This window comes from Methanococcoides burtonii DSM 6242, from assembly GCF_000013725.1.
In the GTDB taxonomy this organism is placed as follows: Archaea; Halobacteriota; Methanosarcinia; order Methanosarcinales; family Methanosarcinaceae; genus Methanococcoides; species Methanococcoides burtonii.
In genome coordinates this window covers 804,106-817,303 of the sequence record NC_007955.1, presented here as the reverse complement: position 1 = coordinate 817,303, position 13,198 = coordinate 804,106, and the positions used below count along the sequence as shown (strand labels likewise).

The 13,198-nt window shown below is 40.9% G+C and carries 12 protein-coding genes and 3 pseudogenes; 4 read left to right on the top strand and 11 right to left on the bottom strand.

Translation table 11 applies throughout. From position 1 onward, the window contains the following. Positions 1 to 2: 2 nt before the first annotated feature. From feoB to MBUR_RS04000, 3 genes are read right to left on the bottom strand one after another with little or no spacing between them, the layout of a single operon-like run. Complete coding sequence (feoB, locus tag MBUR_RS04010) at positions 3 to 2,069, bottom strand: ferrous iron transport protein B (protein ID WP_011498890.1); 2,067 nt, start codon at positions 2,067 to 2,069, stop codon at positions 3 to 5. Between the two features lie 3 nt (positions 2,070 to 2,072). Continuing rightward, complete coding sequence (locus tag MBUR_RS04005) at positions 2,073 to 2,300, bottom strand: FeoA family protein (protein WP_011498889.1); 228 nt, start codon at positions 2,298 to 2,300, stop codon at positions 2,073 to 2,075. Positions 2,301 to 2,306: 6 nt separating this feature from the next. After that, positions 2,307 to 2,555, bottom strand: coding sequence for a FeoA family protein (locus MBUR_RS04000; protein WP_011498888.1), 249 nt, complete (start codon positions 2,553 to 2,555; stop codon positions 2,307 to 2,309). Between the two features lie 222 nt (positions 2,556 to 2,777). Here MBUR_RS04000 and MBUR_RS03995 point away from each other — a divergent pair, with 222 nt between their 5' ends. The 3 genes and pseudogenes from MBUR_RS03995 to MBUR_RS03985 form a co-directional block, all read left to right on the top strand. Then, positions 2,778 to 3,269, top strand: coding sequence for a metal-dependent transcriptional regulator (locus MBUR_RS03995; protein WP_011498887.1), 492 nt, complete (start codon positions 2,778 to 2,780; stop codon positions 3,267 to 3,269). Positions 3,270 to 3,735: 466 nt separating this feature from the next. Beyond that, positions 3,736 to 3,924: a FeoA domain-containing protein gene (locus MBUR_RS03990; RefSeq protein WP_011498886.1), complete on the top strand. Its 189-nt coding sequence runs from the start codon at positions 3,736 to 3,738 to the stop codon at positions 3,922 to 3,924. A gap of 31 nt (positions 3,925 to 3,955) precedes the next feature. Further along, positions 3,956 to 4,853, top strand: a pseudogene (locus tag MBUR_RS03985) (IS5 family transposase); the annotation flags it as partial. 169 nt (positions 4,854 to 5,022) lie between these two features. Here the strand turns inward: MBUR_RS03985 and rpiA are convergent. Together rpiA and aspS are read right to left on the bottom strand one after the other, a co-directional pair. Further along, positions 5,023 to 5,718, bottom strand: coding sequence for a ribose 5-phosphate isomerase A (rpiA, locus tag MBUR_RS03980; protein ID WP_011498885.1), 696 nt, complete (start codon positions 5,716 to 5,718; stop codon positions 5,023 to 5,025). Between the two features lie 45 nt (positions 5,719 to 5,763). Continuing rightward, entirely contained in the window at positions 5,764 to 7,095 is a 1,332-nt protein-coding gene (gene aspS / locus MBUR_RS03975) for an aspartate--tRNA(Asn) ligase (RefSeq protein WP_011498884.1), read from the bottom strand. Positions 7,096 to 7,576: 481 nt separating this feature from the next. Between aspS and MBUR_RS13370 the strand changes: the two genes are divergently transcribed. Beyond that, a complete protein-coding gene (locus tag MBUR_RS13370; RefSeq protein WP_083754939.1) occupies positions 7,577 to 7,756 on the top strand; it encodes a UvrD-helicase domain-containing protein in 180 nt (59 codons plus the stop codon). Here the strand turns inward: MBUR_RS13370 and MBUR_RS03970 are convergent. The 6 genes and pseudogenes from MBUR_RS03970 to MBUR_RS03945 form a co-directional block, all read right to left on the bottom strand. Continuing rightward, a pseudogene (locus MBUR_RS03970) lies at positions 7,728 to 8,150 on the bottom strand (DUF6444 domain-containing protein); the annotation flags it as partial. The gene MBUR_RS13370 and the pseudogene MBUR_RS03970 sit on opposite strands and share 29 nt — an antisense overlap. Positions 8,151 to 8,553: 403 nt before the next feature. Continuing rightward, positions 8,554 to 8,703 (bottom strand): SMR family transporter, encoded by a 150-nt coding sequence (locus MBUR_RS13365; protein WP_269479038.1) that lies wholly within the window; start codon positions 8,701 to 8,703, stop codon positions 8,554 to 8,556. 17 nt (positions 8,704 to 8,720) lie between these two features. After that, positions 8,721 to 9,269: pseudogene (locus MBUR_RS14335) on the bottom strand (GNAT family N-acetyltransferase). A 163-nt stretch (positions 9,270 to 9,432) separates the two neighbouring features. Then, positions 9,433 to 10,038: a hypothetical protein gene (locus tag MBUR_RS03955; RefSeq protein ID WP_011498883.1), complete on the bottom strand. Its 606-nt coding sequence runs from the start codon at positions 10,036 to 10,038 to the stop codon at positions 9,433 to 9,435. Between the two features lie 233 nt (positions 10,039 to 10,271). Next, positions 10,272 to 11,423, bottom strand: a complete 1,152-nt coding sequence (locus MBUR_RS12900) for a sensor histidine kinase (protein WP_011498882.1) — start codon at positions 11,421 to 11,423, stop codon at positions 10,272 to 10,274. Positions 11,424 to 11,616: 193 nt separating this feature from the next. Further along, the gene (locus MBUR_RS03945) at positions 11,617 to 13,107 is read right to left on the bottom strand and encodes a small ribosomal subunit Rsm22 family protein (protein WP_011498881.1); all 1,491 of its coding nucleotides are present in this window, start codon (positions 13,105 to 13,107) and stop codon (positions 11,617 to 11,619) included. Between the last annotated feature and the right edge of the window lie 91 nt (positions 13,108 to 13,198).

The following is a 13,198-nucleotide window of genomic DNA, read 5'->3' as shown; positions in this document are numbered from 1 at the left end:
GTTCATAATCCCCATCCTATGGCTGTACCTATGCGGTAGATGAGGAACGCAGCTATCCATGCCAGTGTTGTTCCATAGGCCATCATAAAGAGCGTCCATTTCCAGCTACCGGTTTCCTTCTTTACCACACCAACACATGCAATGCATGGCACGTACAGGAGTGTGAATACCATCAGTCCAAGGGCTGTCAGCGGGCTCATAGCTCCTGCTGTTAATATTTCAGCAAGGGCATCTTCGTCCTCCCCGGTGCCGTACAGCACCCCCATGGAACCTATCACGATCTCCTTGGCAATGAATCCAAAGACCAGGGCTACTGCTACTTTCCAGTCAAACCCGAGAGGTGCGACAAGAGGCTCAATTATGTGTCCCAATACACCTACAAGGGAGTCTTCTGTTCCGAGGATCTCCTCGGACGCGAACGCTGCATCCACTCCCGGAGCCGGGATGGCTGACAGCAACCACACAAAGACAACACCAGTCAGGATGATAGTACCTGCCTTTTTCAGGTATATGGAACCTTTTTCCCACATGTGTATCGCGCTTGCTTTGGGCGTAGGGAGCCTGTATGGCGGCAATTCCATGATAAAGGGAGATGGTTTGCCTTTTAACACTGTTCCACGTATCAATTTTGCAGAGAGTATGGCAACAATTATACCTAATATGTATATACCAAAGATCACTGAGCCTGCCTGTCTTCCAAAGAACGCACCTGCCAGCATGAGATATACCGGCAATCGTGCACCGCAGGAAATAAATGGATTCACAAGAATTGTCACCAGTCTGTCCTTTTCGTCCTCGATAGTCCGGGTGGCCATGATCGCAGGTACATTACAGCCGAACCCCATCAACAGTGGAATGAACGACCTTCCATTCAGACCGATCTTGTACATGAGCTTATCCATGACGAACGCGGCTCGTGCCATATATCCAGAATCTTCCAGCAACGAGATCATGAGGAACAGTAACAGGATATTAGGGAGGAATATCATAACAGCGCCCACGCCTGCGACGATACCATCGCCCAGCAGGGAGCCAAGCACAGGATTTGTGATGCTCTCTGCAACCACTCCAGCCAGCCAGCCAAAGAACATATCAACGAATTCCATGAGCGGGGTTGCGGCCGTGAACGTCACCTCGAACGCTGCCCACATCATGGCTAAGGATATAGGTATTCCAAGATACTTGTTGGTGACCGCCCTGTCGATCATATCCGAGAATGTCACCTCTTTGACACACTTGACGCAGACTTGTGGAAGCACCGTATTGATGGTCTCGTATCGTTTCTCTGCCATGGCTGCTTCATAATCTTCCTTTTTGATTGCGCTGAGTATACTGTTGACCTGGGCAGCCACTGAACTTCCCTCGATCTTTTTCAGGATGTTTTCATCGCCGTCCAGCAGCTTCACGCTCAACCATCGCACCGGATACTTGCCTGACAGTGCGCTGTCTTTACTAACAATTTTTTCCAGCTCGATGATCTTTTTCTCGATATCATTACCGTAGCTTACCTCGTGTTCGTGGTGTTCACCCTTGTTAGCTTCCCTGACGACCTCTTCCAGCAAAGCGTCGATCCCTTCTGCCCTTTTAGCAACTGTCTTTACAACAGGGATCTCCAGGAAATCTTCCATCTTTCTTGTGTCTATTTTATCTCCCCTGGACTCTGCAAGGTCCCACATATTGAGGGCTATGACCACCTTGGAACCAAGTTCCATCAACTGTGTGGTGAGATACAGGTTCCTCTCAAGGTTCGTGGCATCCACGATCTGTACCACCACATCCGGTTTCTCTTCCACCACATAGTCCCGTGCCACGACCTCGTCAATGGAGTATGCCGTGAGACTGTACGTCCCGGGAAGGTCCACGACCTCTATCTCCGTATCCTTGTACGTCCTCTTTCCGGTCTTTTTCTCCACCGTCACCCCTGGCCAGTTCCCCACATGCTGTCTTGCACCTGTAATGGCATTGAACAAGGTGGTCTTTCCAACATTGGGATTACCTGCCAGGGCGATGGTTATTTTTTTCTTTTCCATATCTATCCAATCCTGATTTCCAACTTCATTTAATTTCATTTGTCAATCTGACACCATTATCTTTGTAGCCATACCTTTGCCCAGGGCGTATTTGGTACCGTTCACAACGACAACCAGGGCACCCCGCTCAGACCTGTGGACCGTGACAAGACTGCCATCGCAAAACCCCATCTCGACCAGACGTCGTTTCAGGCCCTGACCCGCGTTGATCGAGACAACTTTTCCCTCTTTTCCTTCAGGCATCATTGTCAGAGGTAGAACATGGGCCATAGCAGTTCACGCTCCCAGGGGCTGGACCACGATAAGTTCAGCTTCGGCTTTTCTCAGGGACAAATTGTAGCCTTTGACAAGAAACTCCAGAGGGTCTCCCATAGGGGCTTTCCTTATCACCTCGATCTCGGCTCCAGGCACCATTCCCATGTCAAGGATCCTTCTTCTGGCAGAACCTCTGCCAGTTATCTGTATTACTTTTGCTTTGCTGCCCGGTTCGAGCAGGTTAAGCGTAGTTTCGTTCATTTCAGTCATTTCGATCAAACTCCTTTTTGTTAATACAATAAAACGTTTGTATACCAAAAAGGAATGGTCATATTTAAAAGTTTCGTGGAACCTAAACATCTGGAAGAGATGTGTGTAGATCCACCACATATATGTATTTTAGTCATCCAGCAGCAGACCAACGCTATGTTTATATATGACAACCACCGTATTCCAAATATATTTTGGCAAACCAAAACAGGTTGATAAGGTATGGCGACAGAAAGAACTGAAGATTATTTGAAAATACTGGATTCAATTATAAAGAAGAAAGGGTATGCGAGGGTGAAGGACGTTTCTGAGATCATGGGACTGAATCCCTCCAGTGTCACAGGGATGTTTAAAAAACTGAACAGGGAAGGTTACATCAATTACGAAAAATACGGTGCCGTCACCCTGACCCCCAAAGGAGAGGAGATCGCCAGGGCAACCGAGGAAAAATACGATGTCCTGCAGGAATTCCTCCAGATACTGGGAGTGGATACTAAAACAGCCGATGAGGACGCTTGCAGGATAGAGCACGGTCTCACCCACGAAACCCTGGACGTCTTCACGAAGTTCATTGAGTTCATCAATAAGAAAGAGGGATTACCGCTGTGGTTGGAACATTTCAGATATTTCTATAATACCGGGGAATACGTTGAATGCACTCCTGCAACACAGGATAGCTGCCCCGTACATGGGAAAAAGAAGACCAGCGAATGAACTAGATGGCGCTGCTGGACACAAATCTTGCTACTGTGGATGGAATTGTCATATGTTTGGCAAATTATTATCCATTGCCATAAAATATGGGGATGAGCACTGATGCTTTCTGGTCTGCTTTCAGGGATGGTGGTGATGGCGGCAAGCCTCCATATGCTGGGGTGATACATTTCGCACATACTTTCCGTACGAAGTACGCGTTTTGGATATTACTATACAGGACCTGCCGTCGTATCAAAAAATAGGTTATTCTGCTAAAATCTAACCTGTTTCATATTTTTATTAAAATCCTAATATTGTTAGGGCATATTATTCATATGCCTAACGGCTTTCGTAGCAATGTCCAGTCCAATTTATTATCAGGAGTGTGAAATGCGATGCCACAAGAATTGCCTCTGGCCATGATGTCTGAAGGAAAGGTGGTCAGTGTGTCTCGATTAACGCAGGTCACGGTCTAAAGCGACACTTGCTTGAAATTGGATTTACCGAAAACTCCGTTATCAAGGCTAACAGGGTTTGCGGTGGTTCTTTGATTATTTATCTAAACGGAAACAGGTATGCACTGGGAAAAGGCATGGCCAAGAAAATTGGCAGCCCTTTAAAAACAGGAAACATTATAGTTATGAGAATTCTGATACCCACCCAACAGAAGTAATAATTATATCCTTTTGCAATAATTTTGCATTATGCCCCTAACCAACTTTGCACTTAAAGAAGAGTACAAACGCCTTGAAAATCTTGGTGACAGACTTTCCGAAATAGAATCTCTTATCGATTGGAAACCATTTCGTCCAATCATAGCAGAAATGTATAACAACAAAACAGAGTTATGCGGCAGGCCAAACCTTGATGAAATCGTCATGCTCAAGATGTTAGTATTACAACAATGGCATGATATATCTGATCCTGAACTTGAAAAGCAAGCTACTGATCGAATTTCCTTTAGGATATTCTTGGGTCATGTTAAATCAGAGATTTAACAGGAGTTGCAGATTATCAATCTGCAACAATTTCCTACAAAAATTCCAGACCATACTACTGTTTGGACATTTCAGGAACGAATTGCTCAATCCGGAAATGAAGATAAGATGTGGAATGAACTGCAAAGACAATTTGATAAGAAAGGTTTGAAGATCAAGCAAGGTATGATTCAGGATGCAACATTAATACATGCAGATCCAGGGCATGCAAGTCTTGCCACTCCTCGTGGAAATGAAGCAAAGACCAGACGATCTGAAGATGGGACATATCGCAGATCAGAAATCTGCGAGAGTTCCAGATGTACCATCTGGAACATGGATAAAAAATGCATCCAAATCGCATTTTTGATATAAATTGCACACAATTGTAGATACTGACTACGATTTAATAAGAAGATTTAAAACAACCACTGCTTCAGTTCACGATAGTAAGATTAATCTTTCTGAGAAAGGAGAAATTGTTTATAGAGATAGGGGGTATTTTGGTGCAACCTCAAAAACTTATGATGCAACTATGCAAAGAGGAGTGCGAGGACATTCAATTGGTATTAGGGACAAGTTGAGAAATAAAAAGATAAGCAAAAAAAGATCAAAGGAGGAACGACAATAGCAATAGCTATAAATAAAAAAGAAAACTGCATATAAAGAAAAATGAACTGATTGCAGAAAATATAGAAAGATGGTCAAAAATTACCACAAGTTTTGTACTATGCGAAAAAATCAGCAGTTAATCGCAATTCTCTTTATTTTAAATAAATATCAGTTATTTCAGTTCAGTTAATTATCTTAACTGAACCGTCTTTCATACCAACATAGACCTCGTCGGTATTCAGGAAGATACCATGTTCTACAACACCCACGCAAGTGGAAAGCTTTTGTGAGAGCTCAGCAGCATCTTCGATCACACCGAATTCGACATCAATGATGACATTACCGTTATCGGAGATCACAGGACCATCCTTGCGGGAAGCCAGGCGTATCTGTGGTTTACCACCAAGTTCGATGAATTGTTTCTTTGCAAGTTCCCTTGCATATGGAAGCACTTCAATTGGTACGAAGTGATCAAGTTCTTCGCTTATCTTTGATTCATCTACGACTACAATGAAGCGTTTTGCTGAATGGGCAACAACCTTTTCATGTGTATGTGCAGCTCCTCCGCCTTTGATGACGTTCAGTTTTGCATCCACCTGGTCAGCACCATCTATCGCAAGATCAAGAACCGGATGCTCTGCAAGGCTTGTCAGTGGCACTCCAGCTTCAATGGCAAGCATTTCAGCCTGATATGAGGTGACAACAGCTAATACATTCAATCCTTCTTCACGTACACGTCTGCCAACTTCTGCAATTGCGAAAGCCGTTGTTGAACCGGTACCAAGACCGATTATCATACCATCTTCCACAAGACTGGCAGCGGCATTGCCTGCAGCTTCTTTTTCAGAGCTTGATGCATTTGCATTTCTTTCTTTCATGAATATCCCTTCCATTAAAAATGAAATATGGGAGTTGTCCCCACATCAGGGAGACAATCGTTTCCTGTCCCTTGGGAACAGAACAGTGTCACGGATATTCTCTACACTGAGCATTGTCATAACAAGACGTTCGCAGCCAATACCCCATCCTGAGTGTGGTGGCATACCATATTTGAATGCACGCAGGTAGAAATCGAAGCCATCGGAATCAAGTCCCTGTGACTCGATCCTTGCTTTTAGCATATCATGAATGTGGATACGTTGAGCACCAGATGAAAGTTCCATTGTCCTGTGCATCATATCGAATGACTTGGAGATGAGTGGGTTGTCTTCATAAGGCATTGCATAGAATGGCTTGATCTCTGTCGGCCAGTCAGTAATGAAGTAGTGGGATTCTCCGGTCTCTTTGAAAACATGCTCACCGATGGTGTGTTCTGCAACTGTTCCGAGGTCTCCGCCCCATTCGACCGTTTCCTCGCTCTCAGCATTGACGATGTCAATAGCCTGGCTATATGGAACTTTCATGAATGGTGTCTTTGGCACACTAAGTTCGATATCGAGTGCCTTAAGGGAAGCTGCTTCGTTCTCAATGACCTGCTCATAAACATAAGCGACCATGTCCTCAAGAACTTCCATGACATCGAAATGGTCAAGGAAGCTTGCTTCAATATCGATGGATGTAGCTTCATTGAGATGTCTGCGGGTATCATGCTCTTCTGCCCTGAAGATTGGACCGATCTCGAATACCTTGTCAAGTCCACCTGACATGAGTATCTGCTTGAAGAGCTGAGGACTCTGGTTCAGAAAGGCTTCCCTGTCAAAATATGTGATCGGGAAAAGAGACGTACCTCCCTCTGTAGCTGTTGCAACTACCTTTGGACTGCATGTCTCTATGTAACCATCCTTTGAAAGGAAATCCCTGACAGCCCTGAGGACCTCATGTCGTATCTTAAAGATGGCAGTAGTCCTCTCACGTCTTAAGTCCATGAACCTTGAGTCAAGACGTGTGTCAAGTTCAGCATCCACCTTACCGGTAGTATCCATTGGCAACGGGGATTCAGCTTCATTGAGAACGACTATAGACTCAGGGATGATCTCATAGCCATTAGGTGCTTTACCTTCCGCTTTTGCTGTACCTGTGACTGCTACTATGGACTCACGTACCAGTTTCCTTGCAGCATCGAAGATCTCTTTGTCGATCTTCTTCTTTACAAGTGTGATCTGGGCTCTGCCTTCACGGTCACGTACGACCACGAAACAGATACCACCAAGGTCTCTTACCTCGTGTACCCATCCGCAGACGGTAACTTTGTCATCACCGATCTGCTCAATGTCGATCTGGGATGTATAATGTGTTCTGGGGGTTTCTAATGACATATGTTTACCTTCCAAAGTTATCAAAATGATATGTATAGCGCTTAATGACGCTTTTGATAAGCCTGTTAGTATACAAGCTATTCTTGTACTCTAAATTGCATTAATGTAAATATATTTTGCTGTACCACATTTTATTTTGTGATACGACAATCTGTAACTGTTCTTTCAAGTATTAAGCAAAAGGATATATCATTTATCCTTAAAAAAGAGTTACCTGTTTAGTCTTTGGTATGCTTTCCCTCTCAATCTTATTTTAACCCGATATAATAATCATTGATATAGAGGCCATAGGAAACGGCGGAGGAAGGACACCATGCAAGTATAATCTATTTAGCTATATAAGAGAATCAAATACGATCTCAAAAAATAGATGTTCTAAATAAAAATATAGAAACAATTAAAGCATATAAACACATTTGCAAATAATTATTATATTAATTTAATTTATGTGAGAAAAATCTAATTATTACGAGGCAGACTAATGACAAACACAGACCTTGATCCACAACAAACCAAAGCTGTCACCTATACTGATGGACCCCTCCTAATCCTCGCAGGTCCCGGCTCCGGAAAAACCTTCACCATCACAGAAAAAGTGTTCGATCTCATTGAAAAAGGTCTGTCTCCTGAAAGAATACTTGCCTTTTTTCATGATCTTTAACTTCTATATCTTCAAGCGATCTCTCACAATTGCTACATTTGTGTACTTTGTGAATTATAACTTCGTCAGGAACATCTACCATTCCGAGAGTAGTTCCAGGATGGTCTTTCTGACCACCTGGTTTCTTTCCACTCTTTTTTCGTCTGCTTTTAGTTTTTAGTTTTTCATTAATAAAAATATCAGTTGAAGGTGGTTTACTGCTGTTTCGACTGTTTTTTTTGAGTTGCTCTTCCAACTTTTTAACTCGTTCTTCGAGTTCGGTTATTCTGGCAGCTTGTAGTTCTATGATCTTTTGTTGTTCAGCAATGATGTCGTACAATGTAGTGACAAGAGTGACAACTGCTTCGGGACCTTGTTCATAAACTGCTAGGATTTCTTTGCGTTTCGTGTTCATTCACCTCCTGTTTGGCAAAACCAATTGATTTTTTGGGTGTGAACTTATATAGAATGCTACTACTTGCTTTTTTCGTAAAAATCCATGTCAGAAGATGAAATAGATTGAGGTGGGGGGATTTTAGCACGCAAAGGTGGCTGAATAGTTACGAAATTAGTTCAATAAATAAAGTGAGTGAGATCTAGCTCCCCCTTTACTGACTCGCAAATACAAACCAGAAACATTGGAATAACTAAGTCCATAGAAACTTTCAGGCATACATTAAATTGTATCTGAACATGTCTGAAATACAAGAGCAAAGCAGTTGCGATAGCTCATTAGCTAAAATTGAAGCAATATCACTGGGGAGTAACAGAACCTTAAGGCACATTATCCCAATCGCTATCAATGATATGCAAAACAATCAGACAACATACATGGATTCATTGAAAAAGAAGATTCCCAGCAAAGTAGTACCGAGGATACCTATGTCCATCCGAACCGCATATCCGGCACTTACAGGAATAACACGAAGTGCCTTTTCCAGAAGGGGTATGCTAATCACAAGAAAGATTATTGCATCAGAGATTTTTAAAGTAATTTATTCTGATCATCTTTTCTGATTACGAACTGCACGTGTGCTTCATCGAGAGATTCAATATCAACAATACCATTGTTGACCATCCCTATTTTTAATGCAAGTTTTTCAGATGCTATATTGTCAGGATGGGAATAAGCGGTCAGCGTGTCTAATCCAAGAGTGAAAAAAGCATATTCCAGAAGTTTTTTAATAGCTTCACTGGCATACCCCATTCTCCAATATTCAGGAAGGATCAGCCAGAACATTTGATATTCCTAACATTTTAGATCCGGACCAAGCCCGATAAAACCAATGAAATATCCATCGACTTTGTGCTCAACTACCAGAGCATATATCGGTTCTTCATTATCATAATTTGCAATAATCAGATCCAGCAGTTCTTTAGTACCTCCAAATGTCTTCTGCTCAGCAGTGAACAGAAGGTATTTAGTAGCTTTTTCATCAGACATGAAACTGCAGAGACCATCAAGGTCATCCTCTTTGAAAGGACGGAAAAGAGTTCTTCCTGTTTTAAGTCTTTCAGGCACTGCTAAAGCCATAGATTACAATTGGTTGATAAATTAATAACAATAACGGTCTTAATAGAATTAATAAAAATAGTATTGAGGATTATCTGAATTACTAGATAGATAAATAATATTTGGCATTTCTAAGGAGAAAGGAAGTGAAAATAAATTTGACATTCTTTCCTTCACTCTCTAATCAATAAACACTGCCCTTTAAAGAAGCAGTTACTAAACTACTGGTATATTCCAGGGTTTTCAAATTGAAGCCCAGAAGGAAAGAACCAATGTGGACCGAATAGTCATCTTGAGAAAGAGATCTGATGTATTCATCTGATGCCCTTGAAGGAGAAGCAATGACTGCACCTGAAATTCCATAGACCACTTCAATAGAAGGGAAGGGATGGGCATTGATGACCATATCTATCGGATCAGTTGATGACTTTACTTTCAGGAACTCTTCATAGAGTATTACAATATTACCTAAAACACAATATTTAGGATCATCCTGATACCCCTTCAGTTCCACAGGATCGCTCACATCTTCACCGATGAGCCTTCCACCGTGCATCAATTTGATATTATGTTTAGGCCACTGGAACTCATTGTTGGTCAAAAAACCTATCATCATATCACAGCCAAGGACTTGATGCATCCCAACATTGCTTTTTTTGCCACACAGAATTAGTCCCTTTTGTACATCCTCCATTTCAAGCTCGATTATCTTCTTTCGGTCAGTTTCATCAAGGAACAGAACTGAACCAATCCCTTTTGATAATAGAAGTTCTGTTCGTACCTCATTCATAATATCTTTGTTTGTAATTTAATAAACCCCCACTAATGTTAACTGATCGATCAAGATCAACTAAATCAATGTATTTTGTTATAACTCAATATTACTTAAGTTTTATTGAACTACTTATTGGTACACATAAAGATAGCAGCAATTACCTGATAAAAATAGATCTAGCTATAAACAAATTATAAAAAATATATCAAATCAGTGATACTTGCTTGGGCAAAATATACACTTGATCATTAATTTAAATTATAAGGAATTGTAAAAGTGAAAGTACTTCCATTTTCAGGTTTAGATTCGATCCAGATAGCACCTCCATGCAATTCAACTATCTTCTTGACAATTGGTAACCTCAATCCGGTTCCCTGATATTTTTGCACATGGAAATTTCTTACATTTATAAAAGGCTGAAAAACGTTTTTCAGCTCTTCTTCTGGAATTCCGACTCCAGTATAATGGATGGTAACGTATAAGTCACTTTCATGAACAGTAGCATAACATCTTATTGTTTCATCATCTGATACAAAATTAATAGCATTATTAATAAGATCATACAAGACATCTTTGAACTTGGCTCGATCTGCCTTTATACTTCCAACATCAGACCTTACATTGCATACCAGACTAATGTTTTTTTCTACTGTACGAGGTTCCAACAGAACCTTTACCTCTTGAATAACTTCTGATACATCAACATCTTCGACCTGAAGTTGTACTTTACCACTTTCGATTTTTAAAAGTTCCAACAGACCATTAATGAGTTCAAGCAGCTCCTTTCCACTTGTAGAAACGTTTTTTAGATATTTTAATTGCTTTTCATTAAGCGGCCCGATCTCTTCAGTCCTTAGTACATCAGAGAAACCGATTATCGAATTAAGTGGCGTACGTAACTCATAACTCATACTCGCAAGGAAATCACTTTTGACATGACAAGCATCATCCAGATCTATTTTTGTTTCAATTAGTGTTCTTTTAAGGATCTCACTCTCATATGCATGTAAAGCAACTAACAGATCGGTTTCAATAACTTCCTTAAACTCAAACATTAACTTGTTAGAAGAAATTTTTGATGTAGGGGATATTTTATCCAGAACACAAATAGTACCAAAGCTTTCACCATTTGGCCATTTGATAGGAAGACCAGAATAATATTTCATTCCTAACTCAACATCAAGATTATGAGGCCACTCCGAATCAACTGACTCACCCATTCGGTATGGATTGTCTTTTGATTCACTTGACACGAACACTTCAAGATGTTGATATCTTACTCTCATAATAAGACCAGCAGGAACATGCAAGACCTCAGCCATCAAATCTACAATTCTTTGCCATTTCGCAATTGTACTATCATTAATTTTGATCTCATCAATATAAGAAGATACGACCAATATACCACCCCATTGGTTATATGGAGTTTATTCTTAAATAGATATCATCATAAAAAAAAGAGCGAATATATTTAATTGAACTAAAAACTAAACAACATTTAGTCCTGATATACCAATATACACAGCTTCAGGTCAATAGCTCGGATTTCACAGTCCCATAATAAAATAAAAAGTGAATGCTTCAGCTCGAAGCTCATTCCACTTTTTCAACAGCACTCATCTTACCAAGAATTAAATTATACGAGTCCTTTTCCTCATTATATTTAACAAGGACGTCATATATCTTTATAATCCCGCCATACTCCACTTCTTTGATAGCATTATTTTCCACATTCATATTATGGAATGGTAAAATTACATATACCTGCTTTCTTGAAGTGCCGTCACATACTTTGTAAACACTATACTGATTGTCCCCAAGATCACCTGACATCAGAGAACAAACGATATTTATGCGTTTGGCTGCAAATTTATCGATCGTTGAAAGCCTTGCAAATTTCGATTTTAGAGGCACCTTGAACTTGATACGTGTCTGCCTGTCCTTTCTGAGGATCACGTAGGAATACTTGATATCAGTGTTCAAATAACGGAACGGCTCATCACAATCTGCAAGTTTCTTCATCAAAACTGGTGGATTGATATCATTTTTCTGCTCAAAGCTCCAGCATTCATCCGGTTTGCATCCGGCACACCAAATGAACGAGCAGGGACTGTAAACATTAAGCCCTGAACCTTTAAGAGCGAACATCAGCCTTCTTAGTTCTGTAGAATTCGCTTTGTCAGCAGGTTCGATCAGAACGATATTCCCATCATCAACGAGCTTTTTAGATAATTCCTTAAGAAGAGCTGCCTTTTCATCGAGTGATAGCTCACTTATTTCATTGAGCACGTTCGAGAAAACCATCATATCCACTTTATCAGGAAGATCGTCAGCTGTAAGGTCTTTAATATTTGCCTTAATGATCTCCTCGATCTTCACATTCAGATCATCCTTTGCATATTCAGGGACAATATGCTTATATGCTTCGATGTTCTCATCATAGAGCTCCACACTGTGGATATCGACTTCTGCATTTTCCAATCGCATGTAATGGTCTGCTATTGCAGCAGGAACGGTTCCCGGACCGGTACCGAAGTCAACTATTTTCATTCTCGTCTTGAGCAGGCCATCAAGCTCCATGCTGTAGAGGATATGCTGGAACTGGATGAAATAGACAGGGAACTGATAAGCAAGGTAACCAAGGATACTGTAACCTTTTTCATAACTTATCTTCCTTGCCTTACCCTCTTTCCAGTAACCGGCCTTTTGGGATTGTATCGCCCATCTTATTTTCTCCAGGACTATAGGATCATCCCAATCTTTAGAGGTCTTCTCACCGATATACTGTTCAATGAGCCTTTGAAGCTTCTTCGGCATCGTACTGAACTTTAAAAATGAACTCATCAGTTCCTTATCTTCAGGACTGAGCACAAGGTTTTCTTTCCCAGGAGCTCTTATTATTCTGAAATCATTTCCCATCGGTACAGCATTGAGCCTAAGGTCGAACAGAGATGATGAAACCTCATTATAAATGGATTGTATAGACATTTCGTCTTCAACATGATTCTTAAGCTCAGAGAGCATGAACTCCTTTTTCATACGAGAGACATATTTTAGGACAGAGAGTACTTTATTAGCAGGCATCTTGTGGAGTGGAACGATGCCAAATGATAAAAGCATTGTTAGAGAAAAATTGAAAATTATTATATTGAACCTTCTCTTTTAGAAGCAAAAC